Below are 20,000 nucleotides of genomic sequence, written 5' to 3'. Positions count from 1 at the left end.
CGGTGCCGATCCGACCGGATGTCGACTACAAGTGCTTCAAGACTAGTTCGTGGAACCGGGAGGTGCAAGAAAGGTGGCGCGACGCCCGGATACCCGCCTTCCGCAGGGGGAAGTCGCAAAAAAATCCGGAGAAAATCCGGCGGACGCCAGATAATCCCAATATATCGGATATTCCCGGCATATCCCCGTCCCAATATATCGGACAATCCAGGGAAAATAATATGGAAGACGCCGATCAGGATAATCCCATCCCAATATATCGGACAGGTACCGATAATCGAAATCCTAAAATAGTGGACGCGCGGAATAACCGCGCGTCCGGGCACCGCCTAGCGGCGCCATGGGCTGGAAAAACGGTGAATGTCAGGACATGCCCGTTCCCCGTCTCTCCAGAAGCCAGTACATCCAACTGCTGAACATGCCGAACACCAGATGGGCGGCGAACGTCGCCCACCCTTGCGTCGGGGCGAACCAAGTGAAGACGCGCGACATGCCGACGATATTGACCAGATAGACCACGACACCGAACAGCAAGCCAGCCACCAGGACCAGTGCCACGTTCGAATCGAGGCGCAAGGGCGCGGCCACGAGGGCGAACAGCACGCCCAGCACGCTTCCCAGCAGGAAATGGACAAACAGCGACACCGCGATGACCCACACGTTGAAGGTCGCGGGCTCGAGTACGCCCGGCCCCAGCAGCATGGCCGCGATCATGCGCGGGCCGATCCACGGGCTGATGCCCATGACCAAGGTCACCCACAGCAATTCAAGGACCATGACCAGCGCGCCCGCGGCAAAGCCGGCGACAACGGCCGCAGGCCAGTCCGGCAGCCGGGCTTCCCACAGATGATGAGATCGCAAGTGAAGTTCCATGATGCCCTCCGGTGATGGACCGTGGATTCACGTGGCCTTGCCGGCACCTTCTGGGCAACGGCGCAAGCCGGTTTTTCTCGAATGATAGTACATATGCTGCTTGCGCAAAGAAGTTTAATCGGGTAAATGTTATATGTGTTTTTCTCATATCAATGCGAAAAATACTTCTCATCAACACGACAAAAAAACAATAAGCTCGGCCCATCCCTAAATGCCGAGTTTGGAGATCTCAATGTTTGCGCGCATGACCCGTCATCCCCGCGCCGCCATTCTGGCGGGCGCGGCACTATCCCTTTGCTCCGCTTTCGCGGTTGCTGCCGATCCCTACCCAACCAAGCCGATCACCATGATCGTGTCCTACCCGGCCGGCGGCAGCGTCGACGTCGCAGCCCGTATCATCCAGGAACCGATGGCCAAGGCACTCGGCCAGTCCATCGTGGTTGAAAACCGCGGCGGCGCAGGCGGCACGATCGGCACCAACGTGGTCGCGAAGAGCGCCCCCGATGGCTATACCGTGCTGCTGACGCTGTCGTCGCACACCATCAACCCGGCCATCTACAAGAAGCTGTCGTTCGATACGCTCAAGGACTTCAAGCCGGTTAGCCTCGTGGCATCGGCCCCGCAGGTGCTGGTCGTGCATCCCAGCGTCGCGGCGAACAACCTCCGCGAGCTGATCGCCTACGCCAACACCCTGCCGAACGGCCTCGACTATGGCTCGGCCGGCACCGGCTCGCCCAGCCATATCGCCGGTGAACAGCTGCGCCTCAAGACGAAAGCCAAGCTGACGCACATTGCTTATCGCGGCGGCGGCCCGGCTGTCATCGACGTGCTCGGCAACCAGATTCCGGCGCTGTGGGTCTCGCTGCCCGCCGTGGCCGAGTTCATCAAGCAAGGCAAGCTGAAAGGCATCGCCGTGTCCACGGCCAAGCGCAGCCCGGTGTTCCCGGATATGCCGACCGTCGCAGAAACGGTACCCGGCTTCGAGGTGGATTCCTGGTACGCCATGTTCGTACCGGCCAAGACGCCGCAAGCCGTGGTCGACAAGCTCCAGGCCTCTGTCGCCAACGCTGCCAAGGATCCGGACATCCAGAAAAAATTCCTGGCACAAGGCGCCGTGGTGGTTGGCAGCAGCGCAGCGGACCTCGACAAGCGCGTGACGCGCGAGATCGCCGACTGGAAGAAGCTCGCTGCCGAAGCCAAGATCAGTATGGACTGATCCCGCCCCGCCTGCCGCACCGATCGTACGAGCCACCCTCAGGCAGCGTGGCGGCAGGCATGCACCATATCGAGGGCCGGACTGTAGACCGCGGTCTGCACGTTCAGCATGCCCAGCACGGTATGGAACACATTGTCGTGCGAGAACGTCTGGCCGCTGCGTGCGGCCAGGCACTTGCCGTCGATCTGGTAACGCTCTCCGAAACTGCGTGACATCCACAGCATGAAAGGCACGTGTCGCTGCTCGACCGGCGCGATCATATACGGCGCCCCGTGCAGGTACATATTGTTCTCGCCGAGCGATTCACCGTGATCCGAGAAATACATGAGTGCCGTATCCACCCCTTTTTCCGCCCTGAGCATGTCGATCGCCCGGCTGATAAAGTGATCCGTGTACAGAATGGTGTTGTCGTAGGCCGCGACAATCGAGGCGGTTGAGCACTTGGCAAGGTCATTGGTATCGCACACCGGGCCGAAACGCCCGAAGCCTTCCGGATAGCGCTTGGCATAGGCCGGCCCATGGCTGCCCTTCTGATGCAGCACGATCACCATATCGCGCTGCGTGTCACGGATGATCTCGGGCAGCTTTTCCAGCATGCGTTCGTCATAGCATTCGCCATTGACGCAGAATGCATCACGTGTGGCAGAGGAAGAGTAATCCTCGTAGCGCACACGGTCGCATACGCCCTTGCACCCCGAATTGTTATCGCGCCACAGGACATCCATGCCCGCATGGCTCAGCACGTCGAGCAAACCCTGCTGGCTCTTTGCCTTGCTTTCCGAATAATCCGCGCGTCCCAGCGCCGAGAAGACGCACGGCACCGATACGGCAGTGGCGGTGCCGCAGGAGTAAACCTCGCGGAAATTGACCAGCCCATCTTGCCGCGCCAGTTCAGGATTGGTCTGGCGAGCATAGCCATTGAGCGAGAAATTCATGGCGCGTGCTGTCTCGCCGACAACAATCACCATCACCGTACGGCGCGGGCTCGAAGCCGCCCACAACGGACCGCGCACGGCATCCGTTCCCAGCGGAGCAACTACGAGGGGCCGGCTCAGCTTGCGTTTGACGAAGCTGTTGGTAGCCTGGATATAGTTGAGCGGCGTCAGCAGGAAGCGCAGTTCACGATGCTCCCGAAAGGTCGGGGCAAACGTCTTGAAGAACACCAACAGCAAGGCCACGGCGACCGCCAGCGAAATGCCGAGTGCGCTGCCACGCGACAGGGTCTCGCGGCGGAAGGATGCATAGCGCAGCGGCACGCGCCACACCAGCACAGACGGCAACAATCCCAGCAGCAGGAAGGTCGCGGCGAGCTTCCAGTTGAACAGTTCGGAGGCTTCGCGCGGATCGGTTTCGAAGACGTTCTGGATCATCGCCGCATCGATCACGATCCCGTAGTGATTCATGAAATAGCTGGCCAGCGAGGTCACGCACAGCAGGACGATGATGACGGGCTTGAGCACCGGCCGGAATGCCAGCAGCGTCAGCGTGGCATTGAGCAGCAACACGAGGATGACGAAGGTCGCCATGTACAGCAGCAGGTTACCCGCCGCCATCCCGCCGGTGGCCGTGACCAGATGCCGCCAGAAGGCCACGTTATATACCGCGACCAGCAGCACCGAGACGGCCAGGGTCAGCATCCATGGACGCAAACTGAAGCGTGACTGTATGAACTGCGACGGTGCCTGCATGCCTTCCCCAAGGACCGGCCGCGGGAGCCAGTCACAATGACCATGCCGGCAGGACATCCGCCGGCTGCCGCAAACGTAACCGGGCAGCCGTCAGCGCAGCGTGAGGAAGATGTTAGGAATATGTTAAGAAGGGGGAAAGTAACGTTCAGGTGACGCGCGGCGCAGGCGAGAACACGATACGAAAACAGCTACCGCCGCCAGGCGGGTCGCTTACCTGCAACTGCCAGCCGAGGTGCTCGCAGATGCGGCGCACCAGTGCCAGTCCCAGGCCCGTACCCGCCGAACCATTCGCGCCGACCGGGCGCTGCCCGCCGGCCCCGGCGGGCAGCGGCGCATCCTGCAGGCGCGCGCGGATCACCTCGGGCACGCCGGGGCCCGTATCGCTCACGTTGACGCCGTCCGCATCAAGCTGCACCAGCACCTGTCCGGCCGCCGTGTACTGGCAAGCATTGCGCAGCAAATTCCCGATGGCCGTCGCGGCCAGTTCGCCATGTGCAAATACCGTGCGCTGAGGGAGTCCTTCGAACACCAGACTGACCGGCTTGTTCGCCAGTAAAGGCTGGCAATGCTCCATCTCGGTCCGGATGATATCGGCCATATCGTTGGCCGGCGCATCGATCCGCTCGGGCGCACGGGCCAGCAGCAGGAGAACGTTAATGCACTCCGAAGCTTCCTGTACCGCCCGCTGGATACGTGCCACGGGTGCGTGCAGGGTCGGCGTCTCGGTGGTGCGCTGGGCCAGCAGTTCCGCCGCACCCGTGATCACGGTCAGCGGTGTACGCAGTTCGTGGCTGACATCGCCGGTAAAGAAGCGCTCGCGCGCCAGATACTGCTGCAGTTCAGCCGTGCGCGCGGTAAATGACCGCGCCAGCGCCCCCATCTCATCGTCGCGCGCGAGGAGCGGCTGGATCGCCTCCGGCGTATCGCGCGCCACCGCCTCGGCCAGTTCGGTCACCGGCGTCACCAGCCAGTTGGCGGTGAGCCGCCCCAGCACCAGCGCCAGTCCGAGACATCCCAGGAAACCAGCGCCGACGATGGTGTAGACCACCAGTTCGATTTCCTCGTAGTCGCTCTCGTGATCGACCACAACGTATTCTCCGGCAGCATCGCGCCCGGCCAGCACGTGCAGTCCGACGCCATCCACCGTCTTTTCCTGGATGCCCGGCGACAGACCGCGCAACGACAACGGGATAGACTCGCCATGATAGAAACTGACGCCCGCCGGCATCTCGACAGGCAGGCCGCCGGTGTGGCGCGGGGAGGCCCACTCGGCGATTTCGGTCAGGCGTTCGTCGACCAGTCGTACCTCGATACCTTCGACGGCAAACATGGCAATCACGCCGAACAGCGCACACACGCCCAGCGCAAACAGGAGATACGCACTGATGATCCGCCGGCGCAAGGCGCTCGAGGGGCGTGGCGGCATGGGAGGTAAATCGTCAAACGGCATCTTCGCTCACCAGACGGTAGCCGACGCCTTGAACGGTGCGCAGCATGGCGTGGCCCGGCGTGCTCTCCTGCGGCCGGTCGATGGCCTGGCGCAGGGCGTGGATGTGCGTGCGCAGCGCATCGCTGTCGGGACGGTCATCGCCCCACACTTCCGCTTCCAGCGTGGCACGCGACACTACCTTGGGGGCGGCGCGCATCAGGCAGGCAAGCAGTTTGTAGCCGGTCCGGGTCAGTTCGACCGGACGACCGCCGCGCCGGACTTCGTAGGTCGCGGTATCGAATACCAGATCGCCGACCTGCAGCCGGCCAGTATCGGTCTTGACCCCGTGCGCGCGGCGCACCAGAGCCTTGAGCCTGGCATCCAGCTCGACCAGGGAGAAGGGCTTGACCAGATAGTCATCCGCGCCGCTCTCGAAGCCTGCAACCTTGTCATCAAGCGTATCGCGCGCGGTCAACATAAGGACGGGCACGGACTGCTGCAGTTCATCGCGCAGCCGGCGGCAGAGCGTCAGCCCGTCGAGCCCGGGCAACGACAGGTCCAGCACGATGGCGTCGTACTCGTGCTGCGCCGCCAGCGCCAGCCCGGCGTAGCCGTTCGCGGCCGTGTCGAGGACATGCCCGAGCGGCTCGAAATAGCCATAGAGATTGGCAACGATATCGGCGTTGTCTTCGATGATCAGCAGGCGCATGGCGGGAGCATACGCGATTCGCGGGGGTTATGCTGTGCGGGAACGCTACACCCGAGCGCACCGGACGAACGGGCTGCCACGGGAAGTTCGTCGCATCGGTTCAGACGACGATCAGCGCAGGCGCGACCTCGCCCTGGGCATCGAGCTCGCTCCACAGGAAAGCATTCTGTTCATAGGCACGCGCCAGTTCGCGGGCGCGCTCGCGCGCCAGGCCAAGCACCAGCACGCTGGGCTCCTGCGGCCAGTTGCCCGTAGGATCGTTGCTGACACCGTCGTACCAGCGGCAGCCCGAGGCCACCACATCCTGCACCAGCCGGGACTGCGCCTCGATGTTCTGCGCCGCCGGCAGCTTGGCGCTGCGCGGATTCCAGGCGGTCAGATACGCGGCCGAACCGCAGTGATGGCGGCGCAGCAGATCCGCCAGCGGCGGGCACGGCTGGCCGACGCGCATGACGAAGGGCGGTACCGTGTCCACGCGGTAGCCGGCAGCCAGATAGGCCGCCAGCAGGGAAGGTTCGATCACGGCTTGCTCCACAGATTGAGTACCGAGGGAAAGGGATGGTACTGGAACAGCCAGGTTTCGGACAATGCCCGGTCACCGGTCTTGAGGAACAGGCGCATGTCGACCGGTGCATCGCCATCGACGGTCAGATCGAACTGCGCGCGCCAGTGGCCCGGCACGCCGTTGGGCACGGCTTCGGTGAAGATGTAGGAAAACGTTCCGCGCGACGCGCTCAGCACGGCCTCGGGCTTCACGCCGAACGGCAGGTCGGCCAGGGGGCCATCAAGAAACTCGACCATGAACTTGCGCACGCCCTGCGGCCGCGGCTCGCCCGGCTGGCCGCCATTGCCAAGCCGGGTGGCGACGCAGCGTGCCAGCGGGGATGGATACGGCTCTTCGGCATTCCAGTGCAGACGGTAACGCAGGCGATACTGCGCACCGGCACGCACCGGTTCGTGCGGCACCCACATGGCGACGATGTTGTCGTGGATCTCGTCGTCGGTCGGAATCTCGATGAGCTGTACCGCGCCCTTGCCCCATGCATCGAGCGGCTCGACCCACAGACTCGGGCGCTTCTCGTAGTGCACGCCGTCCATGTAGTTGTCGAAGGCGCGGTCGCGCTGCAACAGGCCGAAGCCCTTGGGCGCCTGGTCGGCAAAGCTCGATGCGGTGGTCCGTGGCGGATTGTTGAGCGGCCTCCAGATATGCTCGCCCGCACCGGTCCAGATCGCCAGCCCGTCGGAGTCGTGCACTTCCGGACGCCAGTCCACCGCCGTGCCCTTGGCGGTTTCCGAATACCAGTACATGGACGTGGCAGGCGCAATGCCAAGACGCGCGATATCGCGGCGGACGAACAGCGTGGCCTCGACATCCGTCACGATCTTCGCCGTGCGGCGCATGGTGAAGCGATACGCGCCCGAGAGGCTCGGGCCATCGAGTAGCGCGTGCACGATCACGGTGTCGCTGCCCGGCCGGGGTGTTTCGAAATAGACATGGGTAAAGGCCGGGAACTCCTCCGGCTTGCCCGCGACGGCGACGTCGATGGCAATGCCGCGCGCCGACAATCCATACTGCAGCAACTCGCCCACCGCGCGGAAGTAGGATGCGCCGAGAAACGCCACCCAGTCATTCTTGCGCCAGTCGATCTCGCCCGTGCGGCTCTCCTGAAAACGAAACCCGGCGAAGCCGCTACCGGCCGGCAATGCGCGCGCCGGACTGTCGGCGGGCATCTCGAAGTACGAGGCATCGTAGAGGATTTCCCGCGCCGTCTGCGCATCGCCTGCCGGCTCCAGCAGATACATGTGCACCGGGGTCTGGAAGAACCGGCCGAGGTGGAAGAACGTCACCGGAAACTGGCCGGGGCCGTCGGCGAACAGCGCGTAGTCGCTCTTGAAGCGCAGCTTGCCGTGCGCGGCATAGTCGATCTTTTCGAGGACCTCGCGCGGCGGCGCGGGCGGCGGCACATAAGGCCGGGCGGCCAGTGCGCGGGCGCGCGCCACCAGTTGCTCATGCGAGAAAGACGCGGCGCGTCCGAGTTTCATCGTGCGCGCGGCATGCGCTGCCGGGGTCCAGCCCAGCGCGGCCAATCCCAGCGACGCCGTTGCGGACGCCAGCACGGTACGGCGTTTCACCATCGAGGCTTTCCTGTCAAAACGGTTGAACACTCCAGGCCGCTTTCGGTTCCTCATCACAGTCCCTCGTCGATGCGCATGGGATGCACAACACCGTACGGATGGGTCTGCTATCGCGGCCGGATACGCTGCATGCTAGCACGCACCCTACGCCCGTCCGGGCCGACAAAAATTGGCGAAATAAGTTCGGTGACGCACGAGGAGCAAGCAGGAAACAAAAGGCCCACGCGAATGCGTGGGCCCCGGGTAAGGCAGCTTCGACCCAGTGTTCCCGTCGCGGCGAGAACAGTCACGACACCTGCTTACCAGCGGCCGTCGTAGTAGCGGTCATCGCCGGGCCTGCCATAGGTGACCTGGCGCGGATATCCCCGCCCGCCATCCTGCCAGACGCGATTGTCGCGCTGCCAAACCCGCTCGTCGCGTTGCCATGCGCGGTCGCGGTCGGGCTGGGCGCGATAGTTACGGTAATCGTCGCGATACCCGGGATGCGGATCGCGGCGGTAGTCGACACGGCGGTCGCCATGGCGGTAATCCCCGCGATAGTCGGTGCGGTAACCATAGTCATGGCGGTCGCGGGTCGCGACGTTGCCGATCAGGCCACCGGCTGCTGCGCCGCCGATCGTCATGATCGGGTCGCCGTTGGAAATCAGTGCACCACCGACAGCGCCAATCGCCGCGCCGATCAGGGTGTTGGTGGTCTTGCGGTCAGCCGCCTGCGCGCCACCGGCAAGTGTTGCAAGCACGGCGCCAGCAGCAACCAGACGAACGAGTTGGCGTTGGGACAGCTTCATGGGGTACTCCTTTTCACGTCACACCCGGTGGTGTATGAAGCCTATTTAATCACGTCAACCGCCAGATGCCTGTTTCCGCCGACCCAAGGCTGTAACGGCTGGTAACAGCCGGCGGATGCGGATCGGGTAATCTGGCGGTAGAGTGAGCGAACGCGGCCATACGCGGTTCCGGGGATCGCCCGGGCCAGCGTATGACTCCTTATGAGCCCACCTGATTGCTCACCTGATCACTCGCTTGACAGCCCATATTGCAGCCCGCGCACCTGCCGCATGGCGGTGTCTTTCCATGCCTGGACAACGACGATGAACGACAGCAAGCAGCAACTGACCATGACGGTCCTGATGACGCCCGACATGGCGAACTTTTCCGGCAATGTGCACGGCGGCCACATTCTCAAGCTGCTCGACGGCGTGGCCTACGCCTGTGCCAGCCGCTATGCCGGCTCCTATGTGGTGACGCTGTCGGTCGACCAGGTCATGTTCCGCCAGGCGATTCATGTCGGCGAGCTGGTGACCTTCCTCGCGTCGGTCAACTACACCGGCCGCACGTCAATGGAAATCGGCATCAAGGTGGTGACCGAGAACATCCGCACGCGCGTCGCCCGCCATACCAACAGCTGCTACTTCACCATGGTGGCGGTCGACGATGCCGGCAATCCGGCCGAAGTCCCACCGCTGCAACCGGCGACCGACGAGGAACGCCGGCGCTTCGAGAGCGCGCAGCAGCGCCGCCAGCTACGGCAGGAAATGGAACAGCGCCAGCAGGCGATCCGCGATACCGCAGCGCCCCCGCCGCCACACGCCTGATGCTCAGAAATGCGCCAGGTAGCCGCCATCCACGGCCAGCACGTGCCCGGTAATGTACGAGGCGGCCGGCGAGGCCAGAAATACCGCCGCGCCGGCAATCTCCTCTGGCTGTCCCCAGCGGCCCAGTGAAGTACGCCTTGCCAGCCAGTCGGCCACTGTCGGATCGTCGACCATGGCCTGGTTCGGCGGCGTAGCGAAGTAGCCTGGGGCAATCGCATTGACCGTGATGCCGCGCGGACCGAGCTCGGCAGCCAGGGCGCGCGTCAGGCCGGTCAGCCCGGCCTTGGAGGCGGTGTACGCCGCATCACCGCCACGGGCGATATGGCCGGCGATCGAGGTGACGTTGATAATGCGCCCGCCCTGCGTCATGCCCTGCGCCACGCGCCGGCACAAGATGAACGGCCCGACCAGATTGGCATCGAGCATTGTGCGCACGTCATCCGGCTGCAGGCGATCGAGCGTGTCGCGTTGCCGCAGCCCGGCATTGTTGACCAGGACATCCGGCGCCTGCGGCAACGACGCAAGCGCCCGCTCCACTGCCGTGTCATCGCGCACGTCGAACGGCAGGATGCCCACGCTGGCGCCCTCGGCGCGCAAGCGCCCGGCGGCGATTTCGAGACGTTGGGCATCACGCCCGTTGAGCCAGACGTGCGCACCCGCGCCAGCCAGGCCTGCGGCGATACTGAAACCCAGGCCTTGCCCGGCCCCGGTCACCAGCGCGGTGCGGCCCTTGAGGGAAAAATCGATCTGCATGGCAGCGATGATACCGGCAGCGGCCCGTAGCGTCATGCACGCTCCACACGGCCGGCCGAGCGATGCTGTCCGCGACGATCCACGCAACCGCCCCGGTGCGTGCCCGAGGACGTGGCACGCAGATGCCTTCCCCGGCGCGGTCAAAATGCACACGACACGTACTGTTGTCCCCCGCAAGCAGGACCAGACGCGTTAACATCGCACGATGCCGAATCCCGCGACCATGCCCGCCCTATTGCTCCCCCTTGCGCCCTGCTCCGTGCGCCTGCGCGATACACCGTCACCCGCCGTGCCCCACCGCTCCCGCCCCGCTTGGCGCGTCTGGCGCCAGTATGCCGCCCTGGTCCTGGCGACAGCCATCGTGGCCCTGCCCGGCCCTGCCGAGGCGCAAGCCAGGCGTCGCACCGCCGCGCCGGTTGCGGACATGCCGGCACCGCCAGCCGTGGCAACCGCGCTGCGCAAGGCGCGTGTGCCCGGCGAAGCGGTCAGCATCTATGTGGCGCGCGTGGGCGCATCGGCGCCGGCCGTGGCATGGCATGCCAGCCAGCCGATGAATCCGGCATCGACCATGAAACTGGTCACGACCTTCGCCGGGCTCCAGCTGCTCGGCCCCCAGTACCGCTGGCAGACCGCGCTGTATGCCGACAACGCGCCGGTCAACGGCATCGTCAACGGCAACTTCTATCTGCGCGGACGCGGCGACCCCAAGCTGGTGCCGGAGGAGCTCTCCAAGCTGATCAACCACGTGCAGGCAGCCGGGGTGCACACGCTCAACGGCAACCTGGTGCTCGACCGCAGCTATTTCGCCAACGATGTCTCGCGCGCTCCGTCGCTCGACGGTGAAGACCAGAAGGCCTATAACGTCGCCCCGGATGCATTGCTGTATGCCTTCAAGACGCTCAGCTTCATCCTCGCCCCGGATGTTGCCGGGCAAGGTGTGACCATCGGCGTCACACCACCGTTGGCCCAGCTGCGCATCGACAACCAGATGCGCTTGCGTGCCGGCGCCTGCGGCGACTGGCGCAGCCACGCGGCAGCGCGTCCGCAGCAGCAACCGGACGGCACGCTGCAGGTAACCTTCAGCGGCGATTTTCCGGCGGACTGCGGCGAACGCGGCTGGAATATCGCCGTGCTCAATCATGCGGATTTCATGTGGGGCGGTTTTGTCGCGCTGTGGCAGCAGCAAGGCGGCCGCTTCGGGCAGATCCCCGGTCTGCGCGAAGGCGTGGTGCCGCGCAGCGCCGTCCTGCTAGCGTCGCACTACGGGCAGACGCTCGGCTCGGCGGTACAGGACATCAACAAGTTTTCCAACAACGTGATGGCGCGCCAGCTGATGCTGACCATCGGCGCGGAGCTGGGCCACCGCCCGGCCACACCCGCCAAGTCGGCATTGGCAGTACGCCAATGGCTGGCCAGGCAGGGGCTGGACATGCCTGAACTGGTGATCGACAACGGCTCCGGGCTCTCGCGCATCGAGCGCATCAGTGCCGCCAACCTGGGCCGGCTGTTGCTGCAGGCGGCGGCCAGCGAGGTCGGCCCGCAACTGCGCGAGTCGCTGCCGGTGGTCGGCTTCGACGGCACCATGCGCAAGCGGCTGACCTCGGCCGGCGTGGCCGGCAACGCCTATATCAAGACGGGAACGCTCGAGGGCGTGCGGGCCATCGCGGGTTATGTGAATGCGGCGGATGGCCAGCAGTATGTGGTGGTCAGCATGATCAATCACCCCAACGCGAGCGCCGCGCAGGCCGCGCACGATGCGCTGCTGCAATGGGTCTATGCCGGGATGCGCTAATCCCGCGCGCCTGCCCGGCTCAGCCGTTGAAGGCTGCGGCGGCGCGCTGCAGGCGATCGCGTACGCCGTCCCACGCGCCGTCTGCGGGCACGGCTTCGACGAAGAGATACTGGTAGTGCTCCCGGTCGAGGCGGCGCAGCGTGCGATACAGCGCATGCGCGTAGGCTTCGGCGGAGGCCGGCGCCGCCACGTGCGTGACGCGCGGATCCTTGACCTCGGTCCAGCCGAGCCAGGCCACGCGGGCCTGTGCATTGAGCGTGGCGAGCTGCGTCGCCAGACCGGCCGCGTCCAGCATCGCAAGCGGGGTGTGTGGCGCGTAGTGGGCCTTCAGCGAGCCTGACACGCGTGGCGCGGCAGCATCCGGCAGCGCGGGCATGACGCCGAGCACCTTGGCCAGCATCTCGCGCGTGATCGCGCCCGGGCGCAGCAGCACCGGGCCGACACCCTGATCGAGGCGCGACAGGTCGACGATGGTCGATTCGATTCCCACGTCCACACCATCGCCTTCCAGCACGAATACGCCTTCGCCGAACTCGTCGCGCACATGCTGCGCGGTGGTCGGGCTGACCTGTCCGAACTTGTTGGCCGAGGGTGCGGCAATCCCGCCACGGCCGCGCCGGAAGCGCGACAGCAGCGCCTGTGCGACAGGATGCGAAGGACAACGCAGGCCGACGGTATCCTGTCCGCCTGCCACGGCCGCCGGGACATGCGCGGCACGCTTGAGGATCAGCGTCAGCGGGCCGGGCCAGAAGGCGGCAATCAGGCGTTCTGCTTCCGCCGGCACCTCCGATGCCCAGTACGACAAATCCGCGCCATCCACCACATGGACGATGACCGGATGACTGGAAGGCCGGCCCTTGGCAGCATAGATACGGGCGATGGCTTCCGGGTTCTCGGCATCGGCGCCGAGGCCATACACGGTTTCGGTGGGGAAGGCCACGATCTGTCCGGCTTCGAGCAGCGCAGCCGCCTCGGCGAGCTGCTGCGCGGAAGGCATCGTGCCAGACATCAGAGTGTGATCCCCAAGGTCACGGCAGCATGCTCGAAGGCGGCGGCCGCCTCATCGGGCGATGCGCCTACGCAGTTCACATGTCCCATCTTGCGGCCCGGCCGCGCATCGGCCTTGCCATACAGATGCAGCTTGGCGCCGGCGTGGGCCACCACCTTGTCCCAGGCCGGATCGCGCTCGAGACCAAATTCGTACCACACGTCGCCGAGCACGTTCAGCATCTTGCCGGCCGAATGCTGGCGCGTGCTGCCAAGCGGCAAACGGGCCGTGGCGCGCACCTGCTGCTCGAACTGGCTGGTCTCGCAGGCATCCATGGTGATGTGTCCGGAATTGTGCGGACGCGGGGCCATTTCGTTGGCGACCAGCGTGCCATCCTTGAGCACGAAGAATTCGACGGCCAGCACGCCAACATACTGCATTTCGCCGGTGACAATCGCTGCGGCCGCGCGCGCCTTGTCGGCAACGTCTGGCGACACGCTGCTCGAGGGCATGACGGTGCTGAACAGGATGCCGTCACGGTGCACGTTCTCGGCCAGCGGCCACGTCGCCGTACTGCCGTCGGCAGCGCGCGCGGCCAGCACGGAAACCTCGTAGGCCAGCGGCAGCATCTGCTCGAGCACACACGGCACATGTTGCATGGCCTTCCATGCCGTGGCCAGTTCCTCGCGCGTGGTCACGCGCGCCTGACCCTTGCCGTCGTAGCCCATGCGGGCAGTCTTGAGGATCCCCGGCAGCAGGTTCGCGGGCAACTGGTCGATGTCCGCCTGGTGCTCGATCACCCAGTGCGGGGCGGGCGACACACCGGTCTTCGGTGCGCACGCGGCGAAGAATTTCTTTTCAGCGATGCGGTTCTGCGCAATCGACACGCAGTTGGCGCGCGGCGCGACGAAGGCACCGAGCTGCTCGAGCCGGTCGAGCGCCTGTGCCGGCACGTTCTCGAATTCCGTGGTCACGGCGGCGCACTGCTGCGCCATGGCGACCAGCGCCGCATCGTCGGTATAGCCGGCACACAGGTGGCGATCAGCCACCGTGCCGGCCGGGCTGTCCTGGTCCGGATCGAGCACGCACACCTTGTAGCCCATGGCCTGGGCGGCATGCGTGAACATGCGGCCGAGCTGACCGCCCCCCAGCATGCCCAGCCATGCGCCCGGGAGGATGGGGCCGGCAGTGTCGGGGCCAAACTCGGCGCGCGACTCGGGCGTATGGGCTTCGGCCAGATGGGGATGGAGGTCGGTCGGCATAGGGGATTCCGGGTGGCTGCTACCGTCACTGCAACACAGCGCTGAGTCGTGTTGCAGGCAGCAGCATCGTTGCGTTCTTCGGTTCAGGCAGGCAGCTGCATATTGCGCGCCACATCGGTCTGCTTGGCGCGGAAGGCTTCGAGCGCCTGCGCCAGCGCGGCATCGGTGGTGGCCAGCGTGGCGATGGCGTGCAGCGCGGCGTTGGCGGCGCCTGCCTCACCAATGGCGAAGGTGGCCACCGGCACGCCCTTGGGCATCTGTACGATAGACAGCAGCGAGTCTTCGCCGCGCAGATACTTCGACGGCACCGGCACGCCAAACACGGGCACGATGGTCTTGGCGGCGAGCATGCCCGGCAGGTGCGCCGCCCCGCCCGCGCCCGCGACGATGGCGCGCAGGCCGCGCTCGCGCGCCGTTTCGGCATAGCGGTACATGTCATCCGGCATGCGGTGCGCGGACACGACCTGCGCCTCGTACGGCACGCCGAATTCCTTCAGCATCGCCACGGCATGCTGCATCACGTCCCAGTCGGAACTGCTGCCCATGACCACGCCGACCAGCGGTGCTGCGTTCTCGCCTTTCGCTTGCATCGTCTCGGTCCTCTCAGTGCAGGTCCTGGCCCGTCAGGCGCGTGAGTGCCTCACGGTACTTGGCTGCGGTCTTTTCGATGATGTCGACCGGCAGTTCCGGCGCGGGCGGCGTCTTCGGCCACGGCTTGCCGTCAATGCGCACGGCTTCGAGCCAGTCGCGCACGAACTGCTTGTCGAACGACGGCGGGTTGGTACCGACGGCATACGAGTCGGCCGGCCAGAAGCGCGACGAATCGGCGGTCAGCACTTCGTCCATCAGCGTCAGCGTGCCGTCCTGATCGAGGCCGAATTCGAACTTGGTGTCGGCGATGATGATGCCGCGCGTGGCCGCGTATTCGGCGGCCTCGGTGTAGAGGCGCAGGCTGATCGTGCGGATCTGTTCGGCCAGTTCCGCGCCGATGCGCTTCGACATTTCGTCGAAGGTGATGTTCTCGTCGTGCTGGCCGAATTCGGCCTTGGCAGCCGGGGTGAAGATCGGCTGCGGCAGCTTCTGCGCGTTCTGCAGACCGGCGGGCAGTTGCACGCCGCACACTGCGCCAGTGGCCTGGTAATCCTTCCAGCCGCTACCGGCCAGGTAGCCGCGCACCACCGCTTCCACGAGAATCGGCTTGAGGCGCTTGACCACCACCGCGCGGCCCGCGACTTGCGGCGCTTCGGCCGGGGTCACCACGCTTTCGGGCGCAATGCCGGTCTCGTGGTTCGGCACGATGTGCGCGAGCCGCTTGAACCAGAAGCTGGCCATCTGGTTGAGCACCTTGCCCTTGTTCGGAATCGGCTGCCCGAGGATCACGTCGAAGGCCGACAGGCGGTCGGTGGTGACGATCAGCAGCCGGTCTTCGCCGACCGCATAGTTGTCGCGCACCTTGCCATGCCCCAGCAGCGGCAGAGAGGTGATGGAGGACTGATGAAGCGCTTGGGACATATCGATTCCGCTCAGACAGAAATGGGTTGTCCCCGCCGCGGCGGGGACAATGGTTGCTCAGGATACGGCAAACGGGCTACCGGGCCTGCCTGCCGTCAGGTTCCGGCACGGATGCCGGGGTTGATTTGATGACTTCGGTTACTCACCTCAGTCGGCCGCCTCAGTTGACCACGTGCGTCAACTTGCCGGCCTTGTACATGGCGGCGATCTCGTCGAGCGGGATGCCCTTGATCTTGCTCGCCTGGCCTTCGCAACCGAACGACACGTAGCGCGCCTTGCACACCTGCTTGGCGGCTTCGCGGGCCGGCTTGAGGTATTCGCGCGGGTCGAACTTGCTCGGGTTTTCGACAAAGAACTTGCGGATCGCGCCCGTCATTGCCAGGCGGATGTCGGTGTCGATGTTGATCTTGCGTACGCCGTGCTTGATGGCTTCCTGGATTTCTTCCACCGGCACGCCGTAGGTTTCTTTCATGTCGCCGCCAAACTGACGGATCTCGGCCAGCAGTTCCTGCGGCACCGACGACGAGCCGTGCATCACCAGATGGGTGGTCGGGATGCGGCGATGGATTTCCTTGACGCGCTCGATCGACAGGATGTCGCCCGTGGGCTTGCGGCTGAACTTGTAGGCGCCGTGCGAGGTGCCGATAGCGATGGCCAGGGCATCGAGCTGGGTCTGCTTGACGAAATCCGCCGCCTGCTCCGGATCGGTCAGCAGCATCGAGTGATCGAGCTTGCCGGCTGCACCGATGCCGTCTTCCTCACCGGCTTCGCCGGTTTCCAGCGAGCCCAGGCAGCCCAGTTCGCCTTCCACCGTCACGCCCACGGCATGCGCCAGTTCCACGACCTTGCGGGTGGTTTCGACGTTGTAGGCGTATTCCGACGGGGTCTTGCCGTCTTCAAGCAGCGAGCCGTCCATCATCACCGACGAAAAGCCAAGGTCGATGGCACCCTGGCAGATTGCCGGCGACTGGCCGTGGTCCTGGTGCATCACCACCGGAATGTGCGGATAGGCCTCGACGGCAGCCTGGATCAGGTGCTTGAGGAAGTGTTCGCCGGCATATTTGCGGGCGCCGGCCGAGGCCTGCATGATCACCGGGGCGTTGACCTCGTCGGCGGCCTGCATGATGGCCTGCACCTGCTCAAGGTTGTTGACGTTGAACGCGGGAATGCCATAACCGTTCTCGGCGGCGTGATCGAGTAGCTGGCGCATTGAAACAAGCATGACAACTCCTTAAGTCAAGATAAGTCTGGCGGACGGCGCAGCGGCTTGCATCTCAAGCCGCATGCGTGCCGACCCGCACGATTTTCAGGGTATTGGTGCCGCCCGGCTGGCCCATCGGCTCACCAATCGTGAGCGCGATGAAATCGCCGGGCTGGACCACGCCCTCGCTGAGCAACAGCGCTTCGGCCTGCTCCAGCGCGGTATCGCGGTCGGTACTCGTTTCCATCGCCAGCGGACGCACGTTGCGGTACAGCGCCATCTTGCGCTGCGTGGCCACGTTGGGCGTCATGGCGTAGATCGGCACGTGGATCGAATGCCGGCTCATCCACAGGGCCGTGGCGCCGGAATCGGTCAGCGCGGCGATGGCCTTTACCTGTAAATGATAGGCGGTGAACAACGCACCCATCGCGATCGACTGGTCGATGCGCGAGAATTTCTGGTTGAGGAAATCGGCATCGAGCCGCACATCCTCGGATTTTTCCGCTTCCAGGCAGATGGCCGCCATGGCGCGCACCGTTTCCACGGGGTAACGACCTGCCGCCGTCTCGGCGGACAGCATCACGGCGTCAGTCCCGTCGAGCACGGCATTGGCCACGTCCGACACCTCGGCGCGCGTGGGAATCGGATTGACGATCATGCTCTCCATCATCTGCGTGGCCGTGATAGTGAGCTTGTTGGCCTCGCGGGCCAGCTTGATCATGCGTTTCTGCAGCGCCGGCACGGCGGCATTGCCGACTTCGACCGCCAGGTCGCCGCGCGCCACCATGATGCCGTCGGAGGCCGCCAGGATGCTCTCGAGCACGCCCGGCTGGATGGCCTCGGCCCGCTCGATCTTGGCGATCAGCTTGGTCTTGTGGGCATGCAGCTCGCCCGCCACGGTGGCCAGCTGGCGCGCCAGTTCCATATCGGTCGCGCTCTTCGGAAAACTCACCGCCAGATAGTCGGCGCCGAGCGCCATGGCGGTCTTCATGTCTTCCATGTCCTTGGCCGTCAGCGCCGGCGCGGACAGGCCGCCGCCCTGGCGGTTGATGCCCTTGTTGTTCGACAACTCGCCGCCGACGATCACGGTGGTGTGGATCTCGTGCCCCACCACGCGCGCCACGCCAAGCACGATCAGCCCGTCGTTGAGCAGCAGCACGTCGCCGGGACCGACATCGCGCGGCAACTCCTTGTAATCCAGGCCGACGCGCGTCTCGTCGCCCACCTGGCAGGTGCTGTCGAGCACGAAGGCGTCGCCCGCCTGCAATTCGATCTTGCCGTTGGCGAACTTGCCGATGCGGATCTTCGGACCCTGCAGGTCGGCCATGATCGCCACTTCCCGCCCGCACTGCTGCGCCACCTCGCGCACCAGGCGCGCCCGTGCCAGATGGTCATCGGCGCTGCCGTGCGAGAAGTTGAGCCGGACCACATCCACCCCGGCTTCGATCATCCGGGTCAGGACGTCCTGCGTACTCGACGACGGGCCGAGGGTCGCAACGATCTTGGTGGCACGGCTGCTCATGGGCAATCCTGTGGGATCAATGAAACGTCAATGAAACCGGGTCAGCGAAACACCACGCCTGTCACGCTGCCGCGCGCTGTTCCAGCACGGCCAGGGCCGGCAGTGTCTTGCCCTCGAGGAATTCCAGGAAGGCGCCGCCGCCGGTGGAGATATAGCCGACGCGGTCTGCGATGTTGTACTTGGCGATGGCCGCGAGCGTGTCGCCGCCGCCGGCAATGGAGAAGGCCGGCGAAGCGGCGATGGCCTCGGCCAGCACACGCGTGCCGTGGCCGAACTGCTCGAACTCGAACACGCCGACCGGGCCGTTCCACACGATGGTACCGGCCGACTTGAGCTGTTCGGCCAGGCGCTGCGCGGTTTGCGGGCCGATGTCGAGGATCATGTCGTCGTCGGCGATGTCCTTGACGTCCTTGACGGTGGCCGTGGCCGTGGCGCTGAATTCCTTGGCGCATACCACGTCGGTCGGGATCGGCACCGAGGCGCCGCGGGCCGCCATGATGTCCATGATGGCGCGTGCTTCGGCCACCAGGTCGGCCTCGACCAGCGACTTGCCGATGTTCAGGCCAGCCGCGACCATGAAGGTATTGGCGATGCCGCCGCCGACAATCAGGTTGTCGACCTTGTCGGCCAGCGCCTTGAGGATGGTGAGCTTGGAGGAAACCTTGGAGCCGGCGACGATGGCCACCAGCGGCCGCGCCGGCTGGCCCAGCGCCTTGCCCAGCGCATCGATCTCGGCCGCCAGCAGCGGGCCGGCGCAGGCGACCGGGGCAAACTTGGCGATGCCGTGGGTGGTGGCTTCCGCACGGTGGGCGGTGCCGAAGGCATCGTTGACATAGACGTCGCACAGCTTGGCCATCTTCTGCGCCAGCGCGTCGTCGTTTTTCTTCTCGCCCTTGTTGACGCGGCAATTCTCGAGCAGCACGACCTGGCCGGGGGCAACATCCACGCCGTCGACCCAGTTCGCCACCAGCTTGACCTCGCGGCCGAGCAGTTCCGACAGGCGCTGCGCCACCGGGGCGAGCGTGTCTTCCGGCTTGAATTCGCCCTCGGTCGGGCGGCCCAGGTGCGACGTGACCATAACGGCGGCGCCGGCATCGAGGCACTGGCGAATCGCCGGCACCGAGGCACGTACGCGCGTATCTTCGGTGATCTTGCCGCTATCGTCTTGCGGAACGTTCAGATCGGCGCGGATGAATACACGCTTGCCAGAGAGTTTGCCTTGGGAAATGAGATCGGAAAGTCGCAGAACGGAGGTCATGGGGAAAACCGGGACGGTGCATTCTTGGGAAACGGCCATTTTACCCGATCCCGCCCCGCATTCCAC

General features: G+C 65.2%; 18 protein-coding genes. 3 read left to right on the top strand and 15 right to left on the bottom strand.

Annotated features, from left to right (window positions below):
• Window positions 1-363 precede the first annotated feature (363 nt).
• Window positions 364-873, bottom strand: a complete 510-nt coding sequence (locus tag ACQ3C8_RS02860) for a hypothetical protein (RefSeq protein WP_428852380.1) — start codon at window positions 871-873, stop codon at window positions 364-366.
• Window positions 874-1,117: 244 nt separating this feature from the next.
• On the opposite strand from ACQ3C8_RS02860, the gene ACQ3C8_RS02855 reads away from it, so the two are divergent.
• Complete coding sequence (locus ACQ3C8_RS02855) at window positions 1,118-2,089, top strand: Bug family tripartite tricarboxylate transporter substrate binding protein (protein WP_428852379.1); 972 nt, start codon at window positions 1,118-1,120, stop codon at window positions 2,087-2,089.
• 38 nt (window positions 2,090-2,127) lie between these two features.
• Here ACQ3C8_RS02855 and ACQ3C8_RS02850 read toward each other — a convergent pair whose 3' ends face one another.
• The 6 genes from ACQ3C8_RS02850 to ACQ3C8_RS02825 all read right to left on the bottom strand — a co-directional run bounded on the left by ACQ3C8_RS02850 (window position 2,128) and on the right by ACQ3C8_RS02825 (window position 8,839).
• Window positions 2,128-3,726, bottom strand: coding sequence for a phosphoethanolamine transferase (locus ACQ3C8_RS02850; protein ID WP_428852378.1), 1,599 nt, complete (start codon window positions 3,724-3,726; stop codon window positions 2,128-2,130).
• A 196-nt stretch (window positions 3,727-3,922) separates the two neighbouring features.
• Window positions 3,923-5,203 carry a sensor histidine kinase gene (locus ACQ3C8_RS02845; protein WP_428852377.1) on the bottom strand — a complete coding sequence of 427 codons (1,281 nt, stop codon included), beginning with the start codon at window positions 5,201-5,203 and terminating at the stop codon, window positions 3,923-3,925.
• Window positions 5,204-5,216: 13 nt separating this feature from the next.
• Window positions 5,217-5,915 (bottom strand): response regulator transcription factor, encoded by a 699-nt coding sequence (locus tag ACQ3C8_RS02840; RefSeq protein ID WP_009524209.1) that lies wholly within the window; start codon window positions 5,913-5,915, stop codon window positions 5,217-5,219.
• Between the two features lie 100 nt (window positions 5,916-6,015).
• Window positions 6,016-6,438 (bottom strand): DUF3293 domain-containing protein, encoded by a 423-nt coding sequence (locus ACQ3C8_RS02835; protein WP_428852376.1) that lies wholly within the window; start codon window positions 6,436-6,438, stop codon window positions 6,016-6,018.
• Window positions 6,435-8,051, bottom strand: a complete 1,617-nt coding sequence (locus ACQ3C8_RS02830; RefSeq protein WP_428852375.1) for a glucan biosynthesis protein — start codon at window positions 8,049-8,051, stop codon at window positions 6,435-6,437. Before ACQ3C8_RS02830 ends, ACQ3C8_RS02835 begins: the two co-directional genes overlap by 4 nt.
• Window positions 8,052-8,350: 299 nt before the next feature.
• Complete coding sequence (locus ACQ3C8_RS02825; protein WP_428852374.1) at window positions 8,351-8,839, bottom strand: hypothetical protein; 489 nt, start codon at window positions 8,837-8,839, stop codon at window positions 8,351-8,353.
• Between the two features lie 303 nt (window positions 8,840-9,142).
• Between ACQ3C8_RS02825 and ACQ3C8_RS02820 the strand changes: the two genes are divergently transcribed.
• Window positions 9,143-9,646: an acyl-CoA thioesterase gene (locus ACQ3C8_RS02820; protein ID WP_428852373.1), complete on the top strand. Its 504-nt coding sequence runs from the start codon at window positions 9,143-9,145 to the stop codon at window positions 9,644-9,646.
• Between the two features lie 3 nt (window positions 9,647-9,649).
• Here the strand turns inward: ACQ3C8_RS02820 and ACQ3C8_RS02815 are convergent, their stop codons facing one another.
• Window positions 9,650-10,435, bottom strand: a complete 786-nt coding sequence (locus ACQ3C8_RS02815) for an SDR family oxidoreductase (protein WP_428852372.1) — start codon at window positions 10,433-10,435, stop codon at window positions 9,650-9,652.
• A 169-nt stretch (window positions 10,436-10,604) separates the two neighbouring features.
• On the opposite strand from ACQ3C8_RS02815, the gene dacB reads away from it, so the two are divergent.
• Window positions 10,605-12,191, top strand: a complete 1,587-nt coding sequence (dacB, locus tag ACQ3C8_RS02810) for a D-alanyl-D-alanine carboxypeptidase/D-alanyl-D-alanine endopeptidase (RefSeq protein WP_428852371.1) — start codon at window positions 10,605-10,607, stop codon at window positions 12,189-12,191.
• A gap of 19 nt (window positions 12,192-12,210) precedes the next feature.
• On the opposite strand, the gene ACQ3C8_RS02805 is transcribed toward dacB, so the two are convergent.
• From ACQ3C8_RS02805 to ACQ3C8_RS02775, 7 genes are all read right to left on the bottom strand, one after another.
• Window positions 12,211-13,200 (bottom strand): L-threonylcarbamoyladenylate synthase, encoded by a 990-nt coding sequence (locus ACQ3C8_RS02805; protein ID WP_428852370.1) that lies wholly within the window; start codon window positions 13,198-13,200, stop codon window positions 12,211-12,213.
• Window positions 13,200-14,441: a 5-(carboxyamino)imidazole ribonucleotide synthase gene (locus ACQ3C8_RS02800; protein WP_428852369.1), complete on the bottom strand. Its 1,242-nt coding sequence runs from the start codon at window positions 14,439-14,441 to the stop codon at window positions 13,200-13,202. Before ACQ3C8_RS02800 ends, ACQ3C8_RS02805 begins: the two co-directional genes overlap by 1 nt.
• An 83-nt stretch (window positions 14,442-14,524) precedes the next feature.
• On the bottom strand, window positions 14,525-15,031 hold the full coding sequence (gene purE, locus ACQ3C8_RS02795) for a 5-(carboxyamino)imidazole ribonucleotide mutase (RefSeq protein WP_428852368.1): 507 nt from the start codon (window positions 15,029-15,031) through the stop codon (window positions 14,525-14,527).
• A 13-nt stretch (window positions 15,032-15,044) separates the two neighbouring features.
• The gene (locus ACQ3C8_RS02790; RefSeq protein WP_009524199.1) at window positions 15,045-15,953 is read right to left on the bottom strand and encodes a phosphoribosylaminoimidazolesuccinocarboxamide synthase; all 909 of its coding nucleotides are present in this window, start codon (window positions 15,951-15,953) and stop codon (window positions 15,045-15,047) included.
• 160 nt (window positions 15,954-16,113) lie between these two features.
• The gene (fba, locus tag ACQ3C8_RS02785) at window positions 16,114-17,175 is read right to left on the bottom strand and encodes a class II fructose-bisphosphate aldolase (protein WP_428852367.1); all 1,062 of its coding nucleotides are present in this window, start codon (window positions 17,173-17,175) and stop codon (window positions 16,114-16,116) included.
• Window positions 17,176-17,227: 52 nt separating this feature from the next.
• The gene (gene pyk, locus ACQ3C8_RS02780; protein ID WP_428852366.1) at window positions 17,228-18,676 is read right to left on the bottom strand and encodes a pyruvate kinase; all 1,449 of its coding nucleotides are present in this window, start codon (window positions 18,674-18,676) and stop codon (window positions 17,228-17,230) included.
• A gap of 61 nt (window positions 18,677-18,737) precedes the next feature.
• Window positions 18,738-19,934, bottom strand: a complete 1,197-nt coding sequence (locus ACQ3C8_RS02775) for a phosphoglycerate kinase (protein ID WP_428852365.1) — start codon at window positions 19,932-19,934, stop codon at window positions 18,738-18,740.
• Between the last annotated feature and the right edge of the window lie 66 nt (window positions 19,935-20,000).

The organism is Imbroritus primus, from assembly GCF_964332355.1.
GTDB lineage: Bacteria > Pseudomonadota > Gammaproteobacteria > Burkholderiales > Burkholderiaceae > Imbroritus > Imbroritus primus.
The sequence above is the reverse complement of the archived record's forward strand: the minus strand, read 5'-3'. Positions and strand labels throughout refer to the sequence as shown.

What these genes read in the sequence shown, in the direction of transcription:
- ACQ3C8_RS02850 (WP_428852378.1), bottom strand. Translation starts at nt 3,726, where the DNA reads ATGCTGACCCTGGCCGTCTCGGTGCTGCTGGTCGCGGTATATAACGTG.
- ACQ3C8_RS02815 (WP_428852372.1), bottom strand. Translation starts at nt 10,435, where the DNA reads ATGACGCTACGGGCCGCTGCCGGTATCATCGCTGCCATGCAGATCGAT.
- ACQ3C8_RS02790 (WP_009524199.1), bottom strand. Translation starts at nt 15,953, where the DNA reads ATGTCCCAAGCGCTTCATCAGTCCTCCATCACCTCTCTGCCGCTGCTG.
- ACQ3C8_RS02820 (WP_428852373.1), top strand. Translation starts at nt 9,143, where the DNA reads ATGAACGACAGCAAGCAGCAACTGACCATGACGGTCCTGATGACGCCC.
- purE (WP_428852368.1), bottom strand. Translation starts at nt 15,031, where the DNA reads ATGCAAGCGAAAGGCGAGAACGCAGCACCGCTGGTCGGCGTGGTCATG.
- ACQ3C8_RS02840 (WP_009524209.1), bottom strand. Translation starts at nt 5,915, where the DNA reads ATGCGCCTGCTGATCATCGAAGACAACGCCGATATCGTTGCCAATCTC.
- ACQ3C8_RS02805 (WP_428852370.1), bottom strand. Translation starts at nt 13,200, where the DNA reads ATGTCTGGCACGATGCCTTCCGCGCAGCAGCTCGCCGAGGCGGCTGCG.
- ACQ3C8_RS02775 (WP_428852365.1), bottom strand. Translation starts at nt 19,934, where the DNA reads ATGACCTCCGTTCTGCGACTTTCCGATCTCATTTCCCAAGGCAAACTC.
- fba (WP_428852367.1), bottom strand. Translation starts at nt 17,175, where the DNA reads ATGCTTGTTTCAATGCGCCAGCTACTCGATCACGCCGCCGAGAACGGT.
- ACQ3C8_RS02825 (WP_428852374.1), bottom strand. Translation starts at nt 8,839, where the DNA reads ATGAAGCTGTCCCAACGCCAACTCGTTCGTCTGGTTGCTGCTGGCGCC.
- ACQ3C8_RS02830 (WP_428852375.1), bottom strand. Translation starts at nt 8,051, where the DNA reads ATGGTGAAACGCCGTACCGTGCTGGCGTCCGCAACGGCGTCGCTGGGA.
- ACQ3C8_RS02855 (WP_428852379.1), top strand. Translation starts at nt 1,118, where the DNA reads ATGACCCGTCATCCCCGCGCCGCCATTCTGGCGGGCGCGGCACTATCC.
- pyk (WP_428852366.1), bottom strand. Translation starts at nt 18,676, where the DNA reads ATGAGCAGCCGTGCCACCAAGATCGTTGCGACCCTCGGCCCGTCGTCG.
- ACQ3C8_RS02800 (WP_428852369.1), bottom strand. Translation starts at nt 14,441, where the DNA reads ATGCCGACCGACCTCCATCCCCATCTGGCCGAAGCCCATACGCCCGAG.
- ACQ3C8_RS02860 (WP_428852380.1), bottom strand. Translation starts at nt 873, where the DNA reads ATGGAACTTCACTTGCGATCTCATCATCTGTGGGAAGCCCGGCTGCCG.
- dacB (WP_428852371.1), top strand. Translation starts at nt 10,605, where the DNA reads ATGCCGAATCCCGCGACCATGCCCGCCCTATTGCTCCCCCTTGCGCCC.
- ACQ3C8_RS02845 (WP_428852377.1), bottom strand. Translation starts at nt 5,203, where the DNA reads ATGCCGCCACGCCCCTCGAGCGCCTTGCGCCGGCGGATCATCAGTGCG.